The organism is Pseudoalteromonas sp. P1-30, assembly GCF_001400005.1.
Taxonomy (GTDB): Bacteria; Pseudomonadota; Gammaproteobacteria; order Enterobacterales; family Alteromonadaceae; genus Pseudoalteromonas; species Pseudoalteromonas atlantica.
Map to the genome: position 1 here is coordinate 133,337 of NZ_LKBC01000003.1, position 22,680 is coordinate 156,016.

Sequence of the window (22,680 nt, forward strand, 5' to 3'; positions counted from 1 at the left end):
TTTTTATATGTTAGAAAAAGAGATTAATTACTGAAACACTTTTTCAACAGCCATTACTTCAATGTTGTTAGCTGGAATAGCTAATTTATAATCGGCAATGACTTTATCCTCAGCAACAAGCGCTGCTGGTTTTTCTGTGTTGTAAACCATTGGCGATGTTTGCTCTGACACTAAACGTTTTTTCATGTCTTCGCCGTCACCGGTAATAAACACGTACTGTACGTTATCTGTTTGTAGATTATCTTTAATTACGCGATTAACATCAGCAAGCGTTAGCTTTTCAAGTTTACTTGTCACGTATTTTACAAACGACTCTGTGTTATAAAACTCACTATCAAGTGCATAACCTAATTGGCGGTTTTGACTTGCGACAAGCTGCGGTACGTAGTTAATTAAAAAGTTACGTGTTGCTTCAAAGTCTTTTTCGGTTAAGCCATTTTTAATAAGCTTATCCAGCTCAAACAACGCGGTACGTGTTGCAAAGTGTGCATCGTTATTAGAGCGCAGCGGGCGTAACCAAATTTGGAATATTTGCTCAGAGCGTCCTAAGTTGGCATCAGGCTTAGTTTGAAACATGCCACGTGGGAAGTACTCAATGTAGGCGTAATCGCCGTAGTTCATACCACGTGTTTGACGAATTCGCTCATACAGGTATGAATTAGAACTGCGGTGCTCACCAAAGTACGAACGCACCAGCCAAAGGGCTGTCCAATCTTCACTACTGCGAATAGTATCAATTGGGAAACCAAACGATACCGCAGTAGATTGCGCCGACTTTTCTACAATCGTGGCATGGTGACCTTTAAGCTCTGGCGCATCAGGAATACTTAAACGGCTTTGCTCGCCTTTAGGTAAGGTTGCTAAGTCGCTCATGATTTCTGCTTTAAGCGCTTTTGGCACAGCGCCAATTAAACCCAGTGTTAGTTTAGATTGGGTAAGCTCTGTGTTGTAAAAGGCTTTTACATCATCAAGCGTTAATGCTTCTAAATCCGAAATATCCCCGTAATTGTAGCTTTCGTATGGGTGACCTTTGTAAAGTGCGCTGTAAAGCACTTCTTTACCTAGCTCTTCATCATTAGAGGCTTTTAAGCCCGATTTAATACCGTCGATCATTTCTTTTTTAAGGCGCTTAAAGTCATCGTCTCTAAAGCCTGGGTTAAGTAACTGATCGCTTACAAGCGCATACCATGTGGCAGCGTTATCTTTATGAATACGCCCTTGGAATGACAGCATTTCTTTATCTATTTGATAACCAAAGCTGCCAGCAAGCGGATAAAGCGCTTTTTGTATGTCTTTGTAACTCGTACTTTGCGAGCCACCTTGAGCAAGCATAGCGGCGGTGAGCGCAGCAACCCCTTTTTTACCTTGCGGGTCTGCAGCAGCCCCTGTATTGAATAAAAAGTTTACATCAATCAGCGGCGAGCTATTCGTTTTATCAAGTACTTTAAATACTGGTGCCTCTGGCGCTTTATCACGCTTAGCTACTAATGCATTTAAGCTTGTTTCTTGTTCAAACCCTGGCGCTTTATCAAGTGCCGACATAGTTACGGTAGTACGCGCGTCATCTACAAAATACTTATTAGCCACGGCTTTAATATCTTGTGCTGTGATGTTGTCGGCCGATTTATAAAGCTGGTTAATAACCTCTGGGTCGCGCTCAAAATGCATATAACTTGCAAGGGTTGATGCAATCGCTTGCGATGAGTCTAAGCCGTTAATAAAGCTGTATTTAAGGTTAGACTTTAAATCACTTAGTTTTTGCTCATCAACAAGTTCGGTACGTGCTTTTGCATAAGTGCGGTTAATAGCATCGCGTGCTTTTGCTAAATCATCTTCGTTTTCTACTTTTACAAACACATGCAGTAAGCCAGGATCTTTTGTCTCTGGATTGTAGGTAAACATTTGACTCGCTATTTGTTTATCAACAACTAGCTCTTGGTATAAATCGGAGTTATTAGAAAAATAAAGCTGTGAGATTAAATCAAGTGCGGCTCTGTCCTTTTTAGCAGGCTCCCATGCAGCACCTTTGTAAGATACAAGCAACCAATGACCAGGCAAACCTTCGTTTTTCTCATGTACATATTTAGGTGCTTGCTGCTTTGGCTCAGCTTTAATATCGGCAACGTAATCGCCTTTTTCCCAGCCACCCCAATGTTTTTTAACCATAGCCATTGTGGCTTTAGGGTCAACATCGCCCACAATCACTAGCGATACATATTCAGGCTTATAAAACTTATCAAAAAATTCTTTACCGTAAGCCATTTGATCTGGCATGGCTTCTATATCTTCAAAAAAGCCCATGGTGGTATGTTTATAAGTGTGCGTATCAAACGCTTCTTCGCGTACTGCGCTCAATAACTTACGAATTGGGCTGGCGTTATTTTTTAAATATTCCCCTTTAACCGTTAGCGCTTCGGTTCTAAATTGCTCTTCGGTGTAGGTTAAGTTTTGAAAAATATCGGCTTCAATTTCAAGTACTTTATCAAGGTGCTGCTTTGAAAAGTTTAAATGGTAGTTTGTGTAATCGTTAGTGGTGTAAGCACGGTTATCGACCCCTGCATTTTTAAATATGGCAGTGTATTCGTCTTGCGGAAATTTTTTAGAGCCTTTAAACATCATGTGCTCAAAAAAGTGAGCAAAACCGGTTTTACCTGCTTTTACTTCATTACGCGAGCCAACCGAGACCGGAATTTGCAGCGAGACGACATCGGGGTAATCAGTTTTAACAACCATTACGCGTAAGCCGTTATCAAGCTCTTCGATTAAGTACTCTTGCGAAAATACACGTTCGTCAGCTTTTATTGTTTGCTGTTGTTGTGCCGTTTGGGTGTTTTCGCTTTGCTGTGTTGCGCAGCCTGTTAGCGCCAGCGATACCGCTAAGCTTGTTGCTAGTAATTTAAATTTCATTGTTGTCCCTTTTTAAATTGAGCAAATTTGTTATTAGGTTTAATACTAACTCGCTTAGATTATGCCCCAAAGCCACTAAATATAAGAGCCCATCGGCTATTTATAATGTAAACAACTGTGTCAATTCCCCATTTTAAAAACATTTAAGCATGAAAAAAGCTCAAGTTGATTGAAAAACTTTCACTAAATAAATCTATCTAGACGTCTAAATGGCTGCTATATTAAATTACATACATTGGACTAAGCTGGAATGAGGATTATGGCTTTATCACTACAAGAAAAAATAGAAGACACCAATCAAGGTGTTTATCTTATTGGTACTACTCCACCTAAAATTGGTACTGATAAAGCGCAACTAAAAATCATTGCAGAAAAACTACTTGCTCGTTTACACGAAATTGAATACGACGGCGTGATAATTTACGACATTCAAGATGAAAGTAGCCGTACAGATAAAGCACGACCATTTCCGTTTAAACAAACTGTAGACCCACGTGAATACAGCCACTTACTACGTAATTTATCTGCTCCAGATGTCATTACTTACAAAAGTGTGGCACAACGTGGTGTAGAGGAGTTTAAAGGCTGGTTGGATGAAACTAAAAACGACTACGATTTAAAAAATGTCGTTTTAGTGGGTAGCCCCTCATCGGTAGGTGATATAAAACTAAGCTTGCCCGATGCCTATAAAACGCTTGCAGAGCAAAGTGATGACTTCTTTTTAGGGGGCGTTACCATTGCTGAGCGACATTCAAGTAAGCGAAATGAACACGAGCGCCTTATAGAAAAAACAGCACAAGGTTGTCAGTTTTTTATATCGCAAGCGGTTTACGACGCGCAAGCAACTATAGAGCTAATCACAAGTTACGCACGTACCTGTAAAGCACAAGGTATTACACCAAAACGGATTATTTTAACGTTTACGCCATGCGGTGGCGATAAAACCTTAGAGTTTATGCAATGGTTGGGTATCTCAGTGCCAGAGGCCACTAAATGGCGCATGCTTGATGCAGACAATACCTTAAGTGAATCTGTACGTATTTGCCGAGAAAATCTCGACCTAATACTCAAAAGCTGTGCGCACCTAGATGTGCCACTGGGCTTAAATATTGAAAGCTTAACAAACCGTAAAGAAGAAATTGACGCATCAATAAACTTATACCGTTTATTAAAAGCCATTATGGAATTAAACCTAGCCGAAAAACAAATCGCTTAACGCCTAATTCACACCGTTTATAGCAAGCCTAATGGCTTGCTTTTTTGTTGCTATGTTTAAGTGTATTACTTTTATTATTATGCTTTTTTAGCCAATTTGTACGCTTGTTTATTTTTATACATTTGGTGATCGGCCAAATTTAATAACGTATCAAAAGGTTGCTTTTGTTTGTTAGTAAAACTTTCGCCTATGCTAAGTGTCAGCGCGCACACGTTGTTTTCTAATAGTGCGTTTTTATACTCAATTTTTATTTTATCAATAATATGGCTAAGCTTACTTCTATCACTAATTTGCATCACAGCTACAAATTCATCGCCGCCTAAACGCCCTACTATATCAGCCTCTCTTAAATGTGTTTTTAAGGTATTTGCTAAGAGGATTAACGCTTGATCGCCTATTTCATGGCCATAAGTGTCGTTTAGTTTTTTAAAGTCGTTTACATCAATAAACAAGCAACACACATCAAAACCTAAACGCAGCGCTAAATTAAGTTTGTGTTGGGCAAGTAAGCTAAGTGCACGGCGATTATAAATATTGGTAAGCGGGTCAAGCATGGCTATTTCGCGCATTTGCTCAAAGCTATAAATAAGGGCTAAATCGTCTTCAATTAAATCACGAAGCTGCTCTATTAGCTCAAAATATTCATCGGTGTAGCTGGTTTTTTTTGAATCTTTTAAACACAAGGTGCCAAATACTTCACCTTCAGGCCAGTGAATTGGCAAGCCTAGGTAGGATTCAACGCCATCTTCAATAACCTCGGGCATGGTATTCCACTGCGTATCGCTGCGGGTATCGCTAACATACAAAGTGTTGTTGTTTTCGGCTACATATTTACAAAATAAGGGAGTTTCGGGAGGGAGTATAGGGTTGGTTTCAAAGTGTGAGCCACCTTCATTAGCTCTAATAACTACACGATAACCTTTACTAGTAGCCTGAACTATATAACCAGAGGGGGCCGAAAAAAGCCCAGTAATAAGATCAATGGTTTTTTGCCATTTATGTAATGATATTTGGCCATCGATACCAGAAAACGCCCACTGATCTGTTTCAAACATAACTATACCTCAGCTATTTAGTGGCCTTAGTATAGCCAAATAAATATGTCTAAGGCTACTTTCTGCGGCGTTTACTTGGTGCTCTTTGCCCGGTAATGCGCTTTTTATCGCGATCTTTACGCGCTTTGTTGGTGTTTTTACGGTTATCTTTAGGTGGCTTGTTTAAATCTGGCTCGTAACCTTCTAGCCATTGTGGTGCTAAACGGGTATCCAGTAGTACTTCAATTTCTTCCAGTAACCACTGCTCGTCAATACTTACCAGCGACATGGCAAGGCCTTGCTCGCCAGCGCGCCCCGTACGGCCAATTCGGTGTACGTAATCTTCTGCTATGTAAGGTAGCTCAAAGTTTATTACATATTTAAGCGCCGGAATATCTAAACCGCGGGCAGCTACATCGGTGGCAACTAAAACCCGCGTTGTGCCTTCTTTAAAGTTTTGTAATGCACGGTCGCGCGCACCTTGTGATTTATCGCCATGGATAGACTCTGTTTTTAAGCCGTCTTTACACATTTCTTTGGCAAGTTTATCGGCCATTTGTTTGGTACGTGTAAATATAAGTACTTGGCGCCAGTTTTTCATGCCAATCATGTGCGATACAAGCTCACGCTTTCGCTCTTCATCAACTGCGTAAATAACTTGCTCTACTTCAACGGCGGCTGAGTTACGTTTATCAACTTCAATCAGCTCGGGGTTTTTAAGTAGTTTTTTACTCAGCTCAAACACGCTGTCATCGAATGTGGCTGAGAACAATAAGGTTTGGCGATCGCCTGGAATGTGGCGCAAAATACGTTTTATTTCATCAATAAAGCCCATATCCAGCATGCGGTCGGCTTCATCAAATACTAACGAATCAATACTTGAAAGCACCACACTGCCTTTAACAATATGATCAAGTAAACGCCCAGGCGTTGCGACTATCACTTGCGCCGTTTTAAGCGCTTTAATTTGCGGGCCAATACTTGCACCGCCATACGCTAAAGCGCCTTGAATATTTGTGCCTTGGGCGTATTTTTCAAAGCTTGCAAACACTTGCTGAGCAAGCTCACGCGTGGGCGTTAAAATAACCACTCGGGCTATGCCTGGCTCATCTTTTTTTGGTGTATTTAAAAGCTTATGTAGTAGTGGTAATACAAAGGCGGCTGTTTTACCTGTGCCTGTTTGCGCGCTGCCCATTACATCGCTGCCCGCTAATATGTGCGGAATAGTTTTAACCTGAATTGCGGTAGGCGTGTTGTAATTATTTTGCTCAATTGCGGTTAGTAATAACGAATCGAGTTTAAGAGATGAGAACGATGTGACAGACATAGGCTTAGCTTTAAAATAACAAAGAGCGCTATTGTACGCATATTACGGTACTGCGTAAATTAACCAGCTCAGAAAAGTATTCAGCCTAGCTGCATTCTCTAAACCAATAAAAAAGGCGCAAAATAACAATGTATTTAGCGCCCTTTTTATACCAATCCGCTTAATTAAGTGGTCTATTTTGAGGACAGATAAACGTGTTGATAGCTAGGCAATAAATTCGCTATTTAGTTGTTCTAAATGAGAATTTTTTAACGCAGATAGTGATTAAGTATTATTGCGGATTGGTATTATAATTTAATGACGTTAGGCCGGTTTTAACGTGGCTTTTCGCTCATTATAAAACGCGATTAAGTCATCAACCGTTGCTTGGCAGTATTCACGAATACCCGACACCACCATGTGCTTTTCACCAAAACCCACTTTTTCGCCGTTTTCTAGTAAATTAAAGCGCAAGGTAATTTTGCCGCGCTTACCCGTGTACTCAAAACTTGGCTCAGCAAACTCAAGCGTTGGCGTTTGAATATTAATGTTATCAAGGTTAATGATCATCGACTCGTAAATAACCATAGGGCGCGCTGGGTTAATCATTACATTTTGCTTACCCATTAGCGGAATAATTACGTGCGGAAATGCAGCACCAGAAAACTCAACATAGTTTTTTATTAAGCTATTAGTAAGTGTTGGGCATTTGCTGGTTTTACCTTCGCGTTTTACCTTTAAAATTACTTTGTCGCCGTTGGTTACATCAAACTCATCATCCCCTTCTGGGAAATTAAGTTTGGTGTTTTCATCAACCATACCGGCAAAGGTAAATTCCATTCGCTCACTTATACCGTAGCGGTCTAACACTAAAGAAAAAAGTAAGTCTCCTGGCGCGCAAAACTTTTTGGCATCTTTGTCATGAAGTGGGTTGTAATCATCGGCAACGCACTTTGCGAAACGACACCCTTGCTCACGAGAGATAGAAACATAATCAGCATGCTGCTGAAAGTAAGGACTTAACATAGATTGTTCACTGCTTAAACTGCTTATAACCTGCCCATACTACCAGAAAAAATTTAAAGAGAGGTCGAATCACTTACAAATTCATACAATTAACTTAAGAGTAAATGTTGCGCACACCTGTTTTAGTTAGTAATTTAGGTACCAAACTAAATAAGGGACTAATTATTATGTTACGTGTTTTTGCAGTAATAAGCGTACTCACTACTTTGGCTGGATGTTCTAGCGTGACTTTTCATACCGATATAGATAACGATGTTTTATCTGAGGAAATTGGTACGTACGTTAAAAAACGAGATTTACAACAGTTTTATAGCGACCAAGAAGCACACGAAAGTGGCGCCACACTTTTAGGCCGAATTGAAGGCGAAAGCTGCAATGGCGACGGTAGAGGCGACAATAATATAAGCTACAATCGCTTAAAATCAAATGCTATAGATTTACTTAAAGCAGATGCAATGCGCAGAGGCGGTAACGCCTTTACTATAAATTCTTGTAGCGAAATCTCTGTATCGTATTGTGACCTGTCTGTTTTATGCAGCGGACAGGCCTACGACTATTAATAAATTATATATTAAGCGCAAAGCTAAGTAGTACGCGCTTTCCCGACTCAATTTTAGAAACGCTATGCTCGTATTTGTCGGGTCTAAATAAATACACGCGGTTAAACCAATTAATAATGCATTTTGAGCATTTAAAAACCCCACCAGCTTTAGGTTTTACTAGTACAAAATTAAGTTTGTAGTAGCGCCCTTGCTGTACTGGATCTATATGGTTCATCACACTGTGATGTGTAGGGTAAGTAACTAGGTTTATTGAAAAGGCATTACTGCTAAATAAAGCTTTGTTTTTTACAGGTGCAATCATGCTGCCTCCTTTTAATTTACATGCAGCATTGTAGCATTTGCTAAGGCGCCACGGCTTGCGCTAAACAATATCAAAACGCGATGACATATAGCCAAACGGCCTGAAACAAAAAAGCCGAGCTTAATTAATAAGCTCGGCTTTTTATAAAGTATGACTAAAGATTATGCACTTGGGTATGTGCGGTACGCACGCTCAATATTTTTAGCCTGCTTTTTAGAAATGCCTAAATGAGCAAGCGCTACACGTAAACGCGCACGTGATAAGTCTGAGCCTAAAATTTCCATTGCATCAAGTACTGACGTTGAAGACGTTTTACCCGTGATTGCTACAAATATTGGCTCTAAAAAGTCTTTAATTTTAAGCTCGTGGAATGTAGCAACTTCTTTTGCAATGGCAAAAATAGCTGGCTTATCAAAACTACGTAAACCTTCAAGCTGCCATACAAAAAACTGTAACGCTTGGCGTATTACATTTTCGTCAGCTTTGCCCGCCGTTAACAGTGCTGGGTCGTAAGTTGGAATGCCGCCTACAAAATGCCCTGCTAAATCAACCATGTCCGAAAGCGTATTAATGCGCGTTTTAGCTTCTGGTAATACTTTAGCTAGCATTTCGCCATTAAACTTCCAATCAACAAAGCGCTGCACAAGCTCTTCGTCTGTTAGGTTTTCGCGGATCCACATGCCGTTTAACCAGCTTAGCTTATCAACATCAAATACTGGGCCACCAAGTGATACACGCTTCATATCGAAGTGTTCAATCATCTCGTTAAGAGTGAATTTTTCACGCTCATCTGGCATTGACCAACCCATACGGCCTAAGTAGTTAAGCACGGCCTCTGGTAGGTAACCCATTTCTTTATAGTAATTAATAGACGTTGGGTTTTTACGCTTAGAAAGCTTTGATTTATCAGGATTACGCAGTAGTGGTAAATGCCCTAGTACGGGTGCTTCCCAACCTAAATCTTCGTAAAGTTTTAATAGTTTAGGTGCTGAGTTAATCCACTCTTCGCCACGGAAAATATGGCTTATTTGCATGTGGTGGTCATCCACTACGTTTGCTAAAAAGTACGTAGGGAAACCATCGGCTTTTAATAGCACTTGCATGTCTACGTTTTCCCACGGGATCTCAATTTCGTCGCGTAGGTAGTCGTTAAATTTAAAAGTGCCTTCGCTTGGTATTTTCATACGAATAACGTAAGGCTTGCCTGCGGCTAGGTTTGCTTTAATTTCATCTTCGGTGAGGTTTAAGCCACGGCCGTCGTATTTAGGGCGCAGACCTTCTGCCATTTGCTCTTCACGCATTTGGTCAAGCTCTTCGCTGGTTGCAAAACAGTAAAATGCTTTACCTTGCTCAACTAATTGGTGTGCGTATTTTTTGTATAAATCGCTACGCTCTGATTGACGGTAAGGGCCAAATTCGCCACCTACGTCAGGGCCATGATCCCACTCAAGACCTAACCAACGTAAGCTATCCATAATCGCTTGTTCTGACTCTGGCGTGCTACGAACTTGGTCTGTATCTTCAATACGAAGCACAAACTCGCCGCCTTGTTGTTTAGCAAAACAGTAGTTAAATAAAGCAATATAAGCGGTGCCAAGATGCGGGTCACCTGTTGGAGATGGGGCAACACGAGTACGGATTGTCATGATAATGTCTCTTTTAATAAGTGAGATAAAAATTAAGGGGGTCGTTTAAGCCGCTACTTTGTTTAAGTAAGCAATAATATCGTTAGATTCGTATAGCCACTCTACTTGGCCATTTTTTTCTATACGAAGGCATGGCACTTTAATTTTGCCGCCTTGCTCTAACAGCTCTTGACGAAATTGTTGATTATTTTTTGCATCACGCGTTTCTATTTTTAAGCCTTCGCGCTTAATTGCACGGCGTACTTTTACGCAAAACGGGCATGCTTTAAATTGATAAAGTTTAAATTGTGAGGTTTGCTGATCAAGCTGCGCTTGCACATCGCTTGCACGCTTTTTACTGCGAGGAGTAAATACAAAATTAAAGAATAAAATTATACAACCTAAAAACCAACGAACGAATTTCATGTTTTGTGCCTGCCTACAACAATTTAAGGAGCCAGATTTTAGCACAAATTTACAATCAAAAAAGCTCAATACTATTATCGGTGGTCACTTCTTCATTTACCTCAAGCTCGCTATAAGCAGTCACTTTATTACGGCCGCTATTTTTAGAATGATACAGCGCCATATCGGCTTGGTTTACGATACTAGATACAGTATCAATACTTGCCAGCTCTAAAAAGCCAATACTTATTGTAAGCTGCCCAACTTGCGGAAAAGGATACTCAGCAATATTTGAGCGTAAACGGTTAAGTGCTATATGTGCTTGTGCCTCGGTTTTGGTTTGAAATAACACTGCAAACTCTTCGCCTCCATATCTGAATACGTAGTCTTCTAGCCTAAAGTTATTTTTTAACAACCGCGCCACAAGTAAAATAACTTCATCGCCTATTACATGGCCGTAGCTGTCGTTTACGCGTTTAAAGTGATCGATATCTGCAATGGCTAAATACCATCGTCGCTTTTCGTTTGTATCATCACGGGGTAATAAAAAGCCTTTGCCTGAGACAATTTCGATCACTTTTTTATCAAAGGTTTGTCTATTTAAAAGCTCGGTTAAAGGGTCTAACCGCGATTTATGTAATAGCCCTAGCTGGTTGGCATAAATATTTAAAATATGCACGGCGAGCATTGTGGTGGTTTGCGCTAACTCTTTAGTGGTTTCTATTAGTAATATGCCAATTACTTTACCAAAGTAATACACTGGCACATACGTTGTTACTACACCTAAGGCACGGCTTACTCTTATTTTGTTTTGGGTTACTTTATTAAGCAGCGCTAGGGCTTCGTTAGACTCTAATACTTCAAGGCGGGTGTGGGTGTTTATAAGCGTAGGCGGTAATTGCGCACTAAAGTGCTTATTAATATAAATAGCAAAATTTTCAACTTCGAGTAGGTCGCCAATAATCTGCACTAATGATGCATCTAAATCACTTTCTTCTTCTTGCTGAGTTAGACTGATTATCCATTCGTGCCCGCAATTGTTTGCCTTCATTAGTTTGCCTAAACTGTTTTAACTTCAATCAGTTTAGACAAAATCATCAACTTTGCTAATTAATTAACCAATACTTTTGAATTAGGTCGCATTGAGCTATGTGGATTAAAGTTTGTTTTAGCTAAGCGCTATTAAATCGTAGCGCGAGCTTAGTAACTTAGTGAGCTCAATAACTACTGCGGTATTATTTAATAACTTACATACAGCAGAGCCTAAAACAGCCTATGCTTTGTATTTATGTTTTTGTACAACCAGTTATACTAAACACAACATAGGCCCTGCCTTGCTTAAATACCTAACTACAGCCGCAATACTAATAACCAATACGCAACACGCGCTATTTAAAAAAGCTAAATAAAACTAAAGCAAAACTAAGTCGTCTCTGTGTAGCACCACAGCGCCACTATCAAAGTCGAGTAGCTCGCCTATCTGCTCTGAATGAGCACCTTTAATTTTATTTACTTCAACTTGATTAAAACGTGTTAACCCTCGTGCAATAACTTGGTTGTTGGCGTCTATTAAATCTATTAAGTCGCCCCGCTCAAAACGGCCAAACGCATTAGTTATGCCTTTTGCCAGCAGGCTCGCCCCTTTGTTTTGTAGCGCCGAAATAGCCCCTTTATCAATCATTATTTGGCCGGTACTTTTAGGCCCAGCCATTAGCCATTTTTTACGGCCATCTTTTGGCGCAGTAAGTTTTAAAAACCGCGTACCGGGTAATTGCTCACTCATGCATTTTAAAATAACGTTGTTGCCAGCGCCTTTTGCAATAATAACCTCTACCCCTGCGCGCCTTGCTACGTCGGCGGCTTGTAGTTTTGTGGCCATACCGCCGGTGCCTAAACTTGTACCGCTACCACCAGCCAGTTGGCGTAACTCATCGTTTATATGAGTGACTTCGTCAATCAGTTTTGCGTCGGTATTTGTGCGCGGATCGCTGGTAAATAAACCTTCTTGATCGGTAAGTAGTAATAGCTTGTTGGCATTAGCCAAAATAGCCACCAGCGCTGATAAATTATCGTTATCGCCTACTTTTATTTCGGCGGTTGCTACCGCGTCGTTTTCATTAATAATAGGCACCACCTCGTGGCTTAATAACGCATTTAAGGTGTCGCGCGCATTTAAATAGCGTTCGCGGTCATCTACGTCGGCACGGGTAAGCAGCATTTGCCCTACGTTTATGCCATACAAGGCAAATAAGCTTTGCCAAATATGTATAAGCTGACCTTGCCCAACGGCTGCCAACATTTGTTTATCTATTAGGCCGCGGCCACAGGGTTTAATAAGTTGTTCGCGACCCGCAGCAACCGCGCCACTTGATACTAATATAACTTGGTGGCCTTGCTTTTTAAGTTCGCTACATTGGCGAACCAGCTCAACCATATGGGCTTTATCTAACTTATCGGTGCCGCCGGTCAGTACACTTGTACCAAGCTTAACAACAATTACCTGTTCCCTACGCATTATTATTTACTATTAAAATGAAAGATAAATAAACTTATACCAGCTCGGTATTTTTGAACAAGTTAAAATTATTCATGCTAGGATCGGCGTTAATTTAATTTGATAAAATTTCATTTATGCCAGCCAGTTTATGCCTAATTATTGCCACCTTTTTATGGGGTAGCTCCTTTATTGCACTTAAGTATGCTATTGCCGTTTACGACCCAGCACTAGTTATATTTTTACGCATGCTAACCACCTTAGTTTTATCGCTGTGTTTATGGCGTTACGTAATTAGGTTTGAGTATTTAAAAGGCGATTGGAAGTACTTATTAGGTATGTCGCTCGCAGAGCCATGCTTGTACTTTTTATTTGAAGGCCACGCAATGGAATACACCTCGGCCTCTCAGGCGGGAGTTATTGTTTCGTGTTTGCCTATTATTGTGGCGTTGATGGCGTTTTTTATGCTTAAAGAGTATATAAGTAAAGCCATTGTGATTGGGTTTACCCTGTGTATTGGCGGCAGTATTTTACTTACTTTGCTTTCACCAAATACCGATCAGGCCCCTAATCCATTATTGGGTAACTTTTTAGAGCTTATGGCCATGGTATGCGCGGCGTTTTACACCATTAGCATTAAGCACTTGGCCAATCGCTACTCGCCGTTAACGCTAATCGCTTTACAAGGCATAAGCGGCAGTGTGTTTTTTGCACCGTTTTTGTTTTTTATCGACTTACCCAGCGAAAACCAGCATGACCTAACCGCCCTTATGAGCATTTTGTATTTAGGCTCGTTTGTCACCTTAGGTGGCTATGGTATGTATAACTATGCAATTGGCAAAGTGTCGGTATTAACGGCTGCGGCTTATTCAAATTTAATTCCTATTTTTACACTTATTTTATCGGCCATTATTCTGGGTGAGGTACTCGATTTTTGGCAATGGGTGAGTATATTTGTTGTTTTTGCAGGGGTGATGATAAGCCAACGACATCAAGAGCTGGTGGTAGATATACCGCTTAATGAAGCTGGCGATGACCCTATCAACTCAGCCGATACAAGCCATCTTAAATCAGTACCCGATGCCAGCGAGTCAAAAGGGTAACAGGTTAATAAATAAAGGCCTGGGGTTTGTAAAAACGCCTGCTGGGATTGATGAATAACCTCAATCCCCTTCACTTTATAATGCTGTATTACGCCGCTTTGCAGCTGCAGCGTAAACGTTTCACCCACTTTGGTGTGTTTTAAAAATGCAAAGTGGGTATCGTTGTGACCCGCTATTAACGCACCGCCATGTTTATCTCCAAGCTTTGCCCCTGGCAAAAAGTGGCTTGGTGCAAATGCTAAATTACGACCACTTGCCCCAGCTAAAACGCTAAGCACTTTATTATGCACAGGCCAGTTAAGCTGCGCGGTTACAAAGCTGTCGGCGTAAAACCACGGTTTAACGCGAGCGTGTGGCGTAATAAGCGCCTCTTGCCAGGCCTGCTCTATTAATACTTGGGCAAGCCATGCCTTGGCTTGCATATAAGCACCATGAGAAAACAGCCCCAGCCCGGCGATTAATAAGCCCGCACTTAGCCACTTTTTCATTTAAGCCCTCGGTTTATTTTAAACGCGCCATAGCCAAGTAATAAAATGCAGCCCAGCAATATGTACAGTCGGCTTTGCCCATCGGTTTGTGGTAAACGCATAGCCAGTCCTTGTGGCGCTGCGTTCTTAGCCAGTGCCGTTTGCTTTGCAGGCTCGTTAATTTGAGTATGCTCAATAGCTATAAAAGCAGTAAACGGGCTCAGTAGTTGATGTGTGAGCGCAAGCCCTTGCACCTCATTTTTAACTGACTGTCGGTCATTATATAAAAGCAACGATTTAATTTTTTGGCGCGCCCACAGCTTATCAATCCCTTTTGCGTTGGCGCTATTTTGTGCGCTTAGTTTTATATTTAAAGGGCCTTGAGCGGTTTGCCCACTAAGCGTAATTTGATTCGTATCATTTAGTTTTATAGCCACCATTATTGGCTCGCCAAAATATAAATCGGGCAAAGGAGATGGCCAAAAATCTAAACTATGAGTGCTTTCATCGCGCAGTGCTAAATTAGTGATAGCGGGATGAGCAAGCTTATCAAATAACTGCTGCATTTTAGGCTGCACCTCATGGGTGCTGCCAATAAACGTAAATGACCCTTTACCTATATCAGCTGCGCGGCGCATAAAAAAGCTATTGGGTGCACTGCCAATGCCTACAGTAAATAATCGGCTATCACCCAATTTACGCTGAATATTTTTAAATAAGGCATCTTCGTTACTTACACTGCCATCCGTTAAAAACACCACTTGGCGTACAAAGCCTTCAAAGCTGCTGCCATCAAGTACCGCATCAAGCGCACCTTGTATTTCGGTACCACCGTCGGCCTCTAGGCTATAAATAAAGCGCTCAGCGCGGCGTAAGTTAAAGTCACTAGCAATAAGGGGTTTATCGCTCATGGGGGTAACCACGTTATCAAAGCCAATAATGTTAAAGCTGTCGTCGCTATCAAGCAAAGACAGCGCATAAAACAGGGCCTTTTTAGCTTGCTCCATAGATTGCCCGTGCATAGAGCCAGAGGTATCTACAACAAACACCATTTCGCGTGGTAGGCGCTGCGTTTGTGTAAAGTGATCTGCTGGCGGCATTAGCATAGCAAGCCCGTATCGGTCGCCATTTTCAAACTGCTGGGTAAAAAATGCTGCTTGTGCGCTTTCTTTTTGCAGCGGTTTAAACTCAAGTACAAAGTCGCGATTGGCCCCCGCTTGCTCATTTAAAGCAACCGTATATTGCCCAAAGGCCGGGTTTTGTACTTCTACACGATGAAATTTAGACGTTATATCTACAAGCTCTAAGCCTACATCTATATCAATATTTAAACTAAATTGGCTGTTTGGCGCCTCACTGTGCTGCGTTTTGCTATACACAGGGCTTAACCACCCCTGAGGAGCATGGGTTAGGCTAGTTTGCTCAGCTTCAATATTTGCGCTTATTGTGTGATAGCGCGGCGTAATGGTACTTGGGAAGCGAATAGCAAATGTGCCATTGCTGTAATCAATGATCTCTTGGTATTCAAGCTCTATCACAATTTGCTCGCCAGGGCCTATATTTGCCACGTTAGTAATAAACATATTAGCGCGCTGCTGGCGTACAAGTGCGGCTTGCTTGCCAGCATTTTTAGCTGCCTGATACTTTTTTTCGGCCTCTACTTTTTTATCTATTTGGCCTTTTATGACTCGCTCACCTATGTGCATCGTCATCGCATGTACGGCGCTTTCATCAGGTAACGGAAACACATAACGCGCATTTACCGCAAACGGATTATCGTTTTGATAAGTTTGCTTAACGACCACGTGATTTATCAGCCCGGTTAGGGTCATGTTAGCATCGCTTTTTAATATAATTGCCGGCGCGACAGGTGTACCGCTGCTGTCAAAAAGTTCAAGCTTGGGCGACTGTGCACGGCTATTAAAACTAAGTAGAAGCACAGCCACTAAGAAAATAAAAATGCTTACTTTAGTAAGCATTTTGGTTGGGTTACTCAACATAAAATCACTCCATCGAACGCTTAACTTTACACAAATAAAAGTGGCTTTAGTTACTTGCCGTTTGGCCATTTACTGGGTTTATTGAGCGGGTAGTAAGTGTTACGCGTCGATCAAAAAAGTTATCTTCTACGGTATTGCTGCGCGCTAATGTTTGTTGCTCGCCAAATGCCTGCGCACTTAAACGTGTATGGCTAATGCCGTGCTTTATAAGGTAACTTTGCACTGCGTTTACACGTTTTTTAGACAATAAAAGATTCGCTTGCTCATCACCGCGCTGATCAGCAAAGCCACTTAAATCTAATGCTAGTTGCGGCTGATTTTTTAACAGCACCACAAGCTGGTCTAACTGCGTAGCAAAGTGCGGGGCAATAGCACTTGAGCCTGTTTTAAATTGTACTGTCATGGCAAGTAAGTTATTTATTTGTGATTGTGTTAACTGCTCATTTTGATTAGTCAGTACATCTAACTGCTGCTCTAGCCTATTGTTTTGATTAAGTACCTGTTGGTAGTCACTGGTTTTTTGCTGCATCACTGTTATTGCTCTCTGCTGCTGGGCAATTTTGTCATCAGCTACTTTTGAATCACCAATTAAGCCCCCGGCAAATGCGCCAATAAAAGCACCAATTGGCCCACCAACGACACCACCAATAATGGCGCCAGTACCTAAGCCGATGGCGGTTTCTTTATGTGCTTCTTTAGAAGGGGTGTTAGCGGCTGCTGCAAATGCAGGTGTACACACTGTGGCTACTAGGGTTAATGCGATTAATGTCTTCTTCATAATGTAATCCTTAAACTTGTTTTAATTTGTGATGTTTTGTTTTGATGGTTGTATTAAAACAGCTGCAAATGGCAACAAAGGGGAGCAAAAATGGCAAACCGCTGAGCAATTGTGGCAAAAAAATGGCAATTGCCTTTTTAAGCGTACATAACTGAAAAACTTCGATATAGTGCGTTTTAAAATAAATAAGGGTGAGTAGAATGAAAAAAATAGCCATCATTGAAGATGAAACCGCCATCCGCGAAAACTATATTGAAATGCTTAGCGCCCAAGGTTACCAAGTAAGTGGTTTTGCTGATCGCGTCAGCGCAGAGATTGCATTTAAAGACGCCCTACCCGATTTAGCCATTGTTGATATTGGTTTAGGCCACGAAATAGACGGCGGTTTTTTGCTCTGCCAAACCTTGCGTACGCTTTCTAAAACACTGCCTATTATTTTTTTAACCGCCCGCGATAGCGAAATAGATACCGTGTGTGGCCTGCGTATGGGCGCCGATGACTACCTAACAAAAGATATTAGTTTAGCCCACTTGGCTGCCAGAATAGGCGCGCTATTTAGACGCATGGAAGCGCTTGAGCAACCCGCCGATGCCAATGCATTAATTACACGTGGCCAGTTAACGCTCGACACCCAGCGCATGCAAGTATTTTGGCAGCAGCAATTGGTTGATTTAACCGTGACCGAATTTTGGATGTTGCACTCACTTGCGCAGCGCCCAGGCCATGTAAAAAGCCGTAACGATTTAATGAGCGATGCAAAAATTTACGTTGACGACAGCACTATCACCTCGCATGTAAAACGCATTCGTAAAAAGTTTATCGCCCTTGATAACAACTTTGACTGCATAGATACGGTGTACGGCATGGGCTACAGGTGGGAACAACGCTAATGTTACGATTTGGCCTGCGCAGTAAATTTATATTACTGTCGTGTTTTTTGTTTTTACTGCCTTGGCTTGGCTACGAGTACGTGTGGGAAATGGAAAAGTTTTTACGCCAAGGCCAAGAAAAAACCCTCGTAGGCACCACACGGGCGCTCGCCACCGCCCTGCATGAACGCCCAGCCCTTTTTGATGAGCAAACCAACTTTTTAGACCAGGTAGTAAAAGGGCGCGACTTATATGCGTACAATCTTAAAAATGCCATTCAACTCGATGGCAAACTGAGCGACTGGCAAAGCTATCAACCACTCCTTTGGCATTACGATAAACGCTATTTACAAAAAGCAGACAAGAAGCATAAAGCTGAGGATTTATCGTTTGATCATATGGTTGGCAAGTTTGATAACTATTTATATGCCGTGTTTAAAGTAACTGACGATCACCTTGTATATCGTGCTAAAAATAGTTTAAGCATTACTAATAACGACCATTTAATAATTGGCCTAAAAAGCCCAGCCGGAGATTTTAATACGTACATTATTGCCCCACGCCAAGATGGCTGGGTAAATGCGTTTGATGCTAATACCAAAACACCGTTTACAAAAATTCAGGGCTATTTTATACGCACTGAATCGGGATACAACGTAGAGCTGCGCTTTCCTATAAATATGCTTGGTAACAAGCTAGGCTTTGCCGTGATCGATATTGACACAAAAAAAGCGCCGCTCGATTTTAAAACAATGTCGACCTCTAATTTAAATAACCCAAGCGATTTAGGCTCGGTATTGGTGCCCTCACCAGAAATTAACCGAATTTTAAAAGGTATGGGTCACAGTGGTAGCCGTATTTGGGTGGTTGATAATCATCATCGCGTATTAGCGCAGTCGGGCACAATTCAAAATGCCGATGGCGTATGGGCCGACGGCCTTAAAAACCAGCCGCCTAAAAATGCCTGGCAACGCTTTGAGCAAACGTATTTGCACCCGCTTTATTATAAAATTTTAACTCGCCCCGAAAACGAATTTTTAGATACCCTGCACGATGTTGCCTCAATGCAGGGCACACATTTAGCTAAAGCACTCAAAGGGCAACCAGCGTCATCTTGGCGATTAACGCCCGACAGTAAAGCCGTTATTTTATCGGCGGCTTACCCTATTTGGATTGACGACAAAGTCATTGGCGCAGTCATCGCCGAGGAAACTACTAATGGTGTACGCACACTGCGTAATAAATCGCTCGAAAAGCTCTTTAACGTTATTTTAGCGGTGATGCTAATTGGTACCGTTACGTTGTTCTTTTTTGCTTCGCGTATTTCGAGCCGTATTAGGCGATTGCGCGACACCGCAGAGCAAGCCATTGATGCCCAAGGGCGCATTACCGGCAGTATTGATTACAGCGACTCAAACGATGAAATTGGCGACCTTTCACGAAGCTTTGCCAATATTGTTGGCCGATTGGGTGGATACACTAACTATTTAGAAAATATGTCATCGCGGTTATCTCATGAGCTACGCACACCTGTGGCTGTGGTTCGCTCTTCTTTAGAAAACTTACAAAGCCTGCCACAAAACGAGCTAAGCCAAAAATACTTAGAGCGCGCCAGTGAAGGGGTTGAGCGCTTAGGTAAAATAATAACCACCATGAGCGAAGCCACGCGCCTTGAGCAAAGTATTCAAAGCAACGAGAGCGAGCCGTTTGACTTACAAAAGGTTATTAATGGCTGCATGCAAGGCTACCAGCTTACTTACCCTGAACAGTTATTTGAACTTGATGTATGCCAAAATCCTTTACCTATGCAAGGAGCCCCCGAATTTATAGCTCAGCTACTTGATAAGCTTATTAATAATGCGCTGGAATTTAGTGAAGCAAATACGGCTATTAATCTAGGTCTTAAGCAGAGCGAAAATAAAGCAATATTAACAGTGAGTAATACTGGCCCCGCCCTGCCCGAAGGGCTAACTGAGCATATTTTTGATTCTATGGTGTCGGTGCGTAGCCAGCAAATGCAGCAACAACCGCACTTAGGGTTAGGGCTTTATATTGTAAGGCTAGTATGTGATTACCATAAAGGCAGCGTCACTGCACAAAATAACCAACGCGGTAATGGCGTGGTATTTAAAGTAACGCTACCTTTGCAAAGCTAGACTGTGCATAAAGTGGTGCCTTGCTGAGCCGCCCTTATTTTTTGCACATCGATTACAAATTAGTACAACTTAAAATGTAACTATTCACTTTTAATTCAGTCAAACGGCCATACCCTGAACGCTAATTAAGGAGAATAGATCATGAACAACCCACTTGAGCGTGAAGAGATCGAATTTATTTTTGATCTATACAGGCCCCAAGAGCAAGCACCTAGCTTGCCTTCAGAGCCTGCCACCTCTACATATAAAAACTTACGACAGCCAGAACAAGTTAAAAACGAAGGCGTGTCTGAATACCTTAGCTAGGGTATTGCCTATTGCGTTGCTTGCTCGTTTTGTAAAAATGCTTTGATGCAGTTTATTTCTGCCAGTTTTACCTCTTCGCCTATTTCTGGGCCTTTTTTGCCATTTTTAAGTGCAGTTTGCACTACCTGTTTTTTATCCATTTTTTGTAATTCATTAAAAATTGCACGCAGCTTAGCCCCTTGCGGATAGGGCTTATTTACGAGCGTTTCTCCGCGCCCTTGCGCATCACATTGGCATGCTTGGGTAAACGCAATAAATCGCTCTGGGTGCACTAAAGCATTTAAATTAGTAACAATTAATTTATGAATCGTTTGTGGCCTTAATTGCTCAAGCGTATGGCATAAGGTGTGATTATCGCTGGTGAGTACGCCAATATCGCGAAAACGATTAGGCACTTTTAAACGCTCACAAAACTTTTCTACTACGGCTACCCCTTCGCGTTCATGACCGCGTAAATTACCGCGTTTTTTAAAGCTCAAGGCCTTACCAAAATCATGAGTTAATGCCGCAAACCGTGTTTCTAAATTAAAGTTTAAATCGGCAGCGCGCCTAAGTACCAACATAGTATGAACAAACACATCGCCTTCAGGGTGGTGGTTTGCAGGTTGCGGCACCCCTTGCATACTCTCTATTTCAGGGAAAATACCTAAGCCATGTAATGCTTGAAAATACAGTTCAGGGTGTTTTTCACCCAGCGCTTTTTCGGTTTCGAGCCATACGCGCTCGGGCACTAAATGATTAAGCTCACCTTTGTTTTTAAGCTCGCGCATTAATGCATAAGTACTTGGGTGAATACGCCATTCACTTCCGTAGCGCGCTAAAAAACGCGCTATGCGTAATACCCTTACCGGATCCTCTACAAAGGCTTCTGTGGTGTGGCGCAGTATTTTATTGTGTAAATCGCTTTGGCCATTGAAAGGGTCAATAACGGTGCCGTTTTCATCAAGTGCCATTGAGTTTATGGTTAAATCGCGCCGTGCTAAATCTTCTTCAAGGGTGACATTAGGGCTGGCATCTACCACAAAGCCGGTATAGCCTTTACCGCTTTTTCGCTCGGTGCGACCCAAGGCGTATTCTTCTTTTGTTTTTGGGTGTAAATAAACCGGAAAATCACTTCCTATAGGCACAAAACCAAGCGACTCCATAGTTTGGGGTGTTTCGCCTATAACAACATAGTCGTTATCTTTTGATGCTATATTAAGTAGCTGGTCGCGTACCGCGCCACCAACAAGGTAAACTTGCTTAAGGTTGTGTTTCACTGTTTATCCTAATCACACTGGGTGGTTATTTGATGTCGATCATACCATTAAAATCACCCTAGTTTGCCAAGCTTAAATAAGCTCATTACAATAGCGCTTTATTTTAAGCCATAGCCTTACATTCAATGAAAAATCATTCATCAAAAAAAGAACTTATGCTACTGCCTATATTACTTGTGGTTATTGTAATGTGCGTGGCGGGTCACTTTTTACTACAGGCTAACTTTCAAGATAGCAACATGGTTGAATACATGTTGGCAGCGCTGCCCTTTGCGATGTTTGGCCTAGTTATTGTGGCATTTAAAATGGCAGCTAAAAGCGAAGCCAATGAGCAAAGCGAGCAAGACTCTTAATTTTACTGTTAAAGAATATAATACCCAAACCAATCTGGTTTTATTGGTTGAGCATGCCCACTTGGCGTAAGCTTAATATTTAGTTGGCTGTCGAGCAGGTCTATAGCAAAGCAGTCATCTACATCATGTAAATCATCTTTATGAATATGGCTAAGGCCTGCAAGCAAATCGCTTTTAGCGCGCTGCTTGGCCTCTGCAGCACTACTGGCAACATACAATGCAAAGTCGTGTTGCTCAGCCATAGAGTCGCTTCTGTAAGCGCCTAAATTAACAAAATACAGCTGCTTATTTTGCTCAACGTAGGTATCAACAACTTCTACTTTATAACCGTCGATATGGTTAATTGCCATGTAGCTGTCCATATGCACATTGTTTTTATCGCCCACCCATTGGCTTTTTAGCTTTGAATAAGTTTGCTCAATGCTTTGCCCTACGACAAAGCGAATATCGTGCATTTCTATGTGGCAGCCTTGAATTCGCCCGCCCAGATACACCATAAATAACTGCATTTA

21 protein-coding genes are annotated in these 22,680 nt (G+C 41.7%); 7 read left to right on the plus strand and 14 right to left on the minus strand.

Annotated elements, in window-relative coordinates:
• Positions 1–27: 27 nt before the first annotated feature.
• Entirely contained in the window at positions 28–2,907 is a 2,880-nt protein-coding gene (locus AN395_RS08815; protein WP_054982751.1) for a pitrilysin family protein, read from the minus strand.
• 259 nt (positions 2,908–3,166) lie between these two features.
• Between AN395_RS08815 and AN395_RS08820 the strand changes: the two genes are divergently transcribed.
• Positions 3,167–4,123 (plus strand): methylenetetrahydrofolate reductase, encoded by a 957-nt coding sequence (locus AN395_RS08820; protein ID WP_024033159.1) that lies wholly within the window; start codon positions 3,167–3,169, stop codon positions 4,121–4,123.
• A 77-nt stretch (positions 4,124–4,200) separates the two neighbouring features.
• Here the strand turns inward: AN395_RS08820 and AN395_RS08825 are convergent, their stop codons facing one another.
• The 3 genes from AN395_RS08825 to AN395_RS08835 all read right to left on the minus strand — a co-directional run bounded on the left by AN395_RS08825 (position 4,201) and on the right by AN395_RS08835 (position 7,489).
• Entirely contained in the window at positions 4,201–5,178 is a 978-nt protein-coding gene (locus tag AN395_RS08825; RefSeq protein ID WP_054982752.1) for a sensor domain-containing diguanylate cyclase, read from the minus strand.
• A gap of 55 nt (positions 5,179–5,233) precedes the next feature.
• Complete coding sequence (locus AN395_RS08830; RefSeq protein WP_054982753.1) at positions 5,234–6,484, minus strand: DEAD/DEAH box helicase; 1,251 nt, start codon at positions 6,482–6,484, stop codon at positions 5,234–5,236.
• A 303-nt stretch (positions 6,485–6,787) separates the two neighbouring features.
• The gene (locus tag AN395_RS08835; RefSeq protein ID WP_054982754.1) at positions 6,788–7,489 is read right to left on the minus strand and encodes a DUF3581 domain-containing protein; all 702 of its coding nucleotides are present in this window, start codon (positions 7,487–7,489) and stop codon (positions 6,788–6,790) included.
• Between the two features lie 167 nt (positions 7,490–7,656).
• On the opposite strand from AN395_RS08835, the gene AN395_RS08840 reads away from it, so the two are divergent.
• The gene (locus AN395_RS08840; protein ID WP_029773896.1) at positions 7,657–8,049 is read left to right on the plus strand and encodes a hypothetical protein; all 393 of its coding nucleotides are present in this window, start codon (positions 7,657–7,659) and stop codon (positions 8,047–8,049) included.
• A 4-nt stretch (positions 8,050–8,053) separates the two neighbouring features.
• On the opposite strand, the gene AN395_RS08845 is transcribed toward AN395_RS08840, so the two are convergent.
• The 5 genes from AN395_RS08845 to proB form a co-directional block, all read right to left on the minus strand.
• Positions 8,054–8,353 (minus strand): hypothetical protein, encoded by a 300-nt coding sequence (locus tag AN395_RS08845; RefSeq protein ID WP_024033163.1) that lies wholly within the window; start codon positions 8,351–8,353, stop codon positions 8,054–8,056.
• A gap of 161 nt (positions 8,354–8,514) precedes the next feature.
• Positions 8,515–9,999, minus strand: a complete 1,485-nt coding sequence (gene gltX / locus AN395_RS08850; RefSeq protein WP_024033164.1) for a glutamate--tRNA ligase — start codon at positions 9,997–9,999, stop codon at positions 8,515–8,517.
• A 45-nt stretch (positions 10,000–10,044) separates the two neighbouring features.
• A complete protein-coding gene (locus tag AN395_RS08855) occupies positions 10,045–10,404 on the minus strand; it encodes a glutaredoxin domain-containing protein (protein ID WP_004586118.1) in 360 nt (119 codons plus the stop codon).
• 55 nt (positions 10,405–10,459) lie between these two features.
• Entirely contained in the window at positions 10,460–11,434 is a 975-nt protein-coding gene (locus AN395_RS08860) for a GGDEF domain-containing protein (protein ID WP_024033165.1), read from the minus strand.
• A 360-nt stretch (positions 11,435–11,794) separates the two neighbouring features.
• Positions 11,795–12,898, minus strand: coding sequence for a glutamate 5-kinase (gene proB, locus AN395_RS08870; RefSeq protein WP_054982756.1), 1,104 nt, complete (start codon positions 12,896–12,898; stop codon positions 11,795–11,797).
• 116 nt (positions 12,899–13,014) lie between these two features.
• Between proB and AN395_RS08875 the strand changes: the two genes are divergently transcribed.
• Positions 13,015–13,980: a DMT family transporter gene (locus AN395_RS08875; RefSeq protein ID WP_054982757.1), complete on the plus strand. Its 966-nt coding sequence runs from the start codon at positions 13,015–13,017 to the stop codon at positions 13,978–13,980.
• On the opposite strand, the gene AN395_RS08880 is transcribed toward AN395_RS08875, so the two are convergent.
• From AN395_RS08880 to pdsO, 3 genes are read right to left on the minus strand one after another with little or no spacing between them, the layout of a single operon-like run.
• On the minus strand, positions 13,869–14,468 hold the full coding sequence (locus AN395_RS08880; protein ID WP_054982758.1) for a class GN sortase: 600 nt from the start codon (positions 14,466–14,468) through the stop codon (positions 13,869–13,871). The two genes, AN395_RS08875 and AN395_RS08880, sit on opposite strands and share 112 nt — an antisense overlap.
• On the minus strand, positions 14,465–16,447 hold the full coding sequence (locus AN395_RS08885; RefSeq protein ID WP_054982837.1) for a marine proteobacterial sortase target protein: 1,983 nt from the start codon (positions 16,445–16,447) through the stop codon (positions 14,465–14,467). The genes AN395_RS08880 and AN395_RS08885 overlap by 4 nt, the downstream gene beginning before the upstream one ends.
• 46 nt (positions 16,448–16,493) lie before the next feature.
• Positions 16,494–17,225 carry a sortase-associated OmpA-like protein PdsO gene (gene pdsO / locus AN395_RS08890; RefSeq protein WP_054982759.1) on the minus strand — a complete coding sequence of 244 codons (732 nt, stop codon included), beginning with the start codon at positions 17,223–17,225 and terminating at the stop codon, positions 16,494–16,496.
• A 200-nt stretch (positions 17,226–17,425) separates the two neighbouring features.
• On the opposite strand from pdsO, the gene pdsR reads away from it, so the two are divergent.
• The 3 genes from pdsR to AN395_RS19520 all read left to right on the plus strand — a co-directional run bounded on the left by pdsR (position 17,426) and on the right by AN395_RS19520 (position 20,556).
• Entirely contained in the window at positions 17,426–18,115 is a 690-nt protein-coding gene (gene pdsR, locus AN395_RS08895; RefSeq protein ID WP_054982760.1) for a proteobacterial dedicated sortase system response regulator, read from the plus strand.
• Entirely contained in the window at positions 18,115–20,250 is a 2,136-nt protein-coding gene (pdsS, locus tag AN395_RS08900) for a proteobacterial dedicated sortase system histidine kinase (RefSeq protein ID WP_054982761.1), read from the plus strand. Before pdsR ends, pdsS begins: the two co-directional genes overlap by 1 nt.
• Positions 20,251–20,391: 141 nt before the next feature.
• Positions 20,392–20,556, plus strand: coding sequence for a hypothetical protein (locus tag AN395_RS19520; protein ID WP_024033174.1), 165 nt, complete (start codon positions 20,392–20,394; stop codon positions 20,554–20,556).
• An 8-nt stretch (positions 20,557–20,564) separates the two neighbouring features.
• Here the strand turns inward: AN395_RS19520 and AN395_RS08905 are convergent, their stop codons facing one another.
• Positions 20,565–21,815 carry a multifunctional CCA addition/repair protein gene (locus tag AN395_RS08905; RefSeq protein WP_029773901.1) on the minus strand — a complete coding sequence of 417 codons (1,251 nt, stop codon included), beginning with the start codon at positions 21,813–21,815 and terminating at the stop codon, positions 20,565–20,567.
• A gap of 125 nt (positions 21,816–21,940) precedes the next feature.
• Between AN395_RS08905 and AN395_RS08910 the strand changes: the two genes are divergently transcribed.
• Positions 21,941–22,168 carry a hypothetical protein gene (locus tag AN395_RS08910; protein ID WP_004586108.1) on the plus strand — a complete coding sequence of 76 codons (228 nt, stop codon included), beginning with the start codon at positions 21,941–21,943 and terminating at the stop codon, positions 22,166–22,168.
• An 8-nt stretch (positions 22,169–22,176) separates the two neighbouring features.
• On the opposite strand, the gene AN395_RS08915 is transcribed toward AN395_RS08910, so the two are convergent.
• Positions 22,177–22,677, minus strand: coding sequence for a DUF1543 domain-containing protein (locus tag AN395_RS08915; protein ID WP_024033177.1), 501 nt, complete (start codon positions 22,675–22,677; stop codon positions 22,177–22,179).
• Positions 22,678–22,680: the final 3 nt, after the last annotated feature.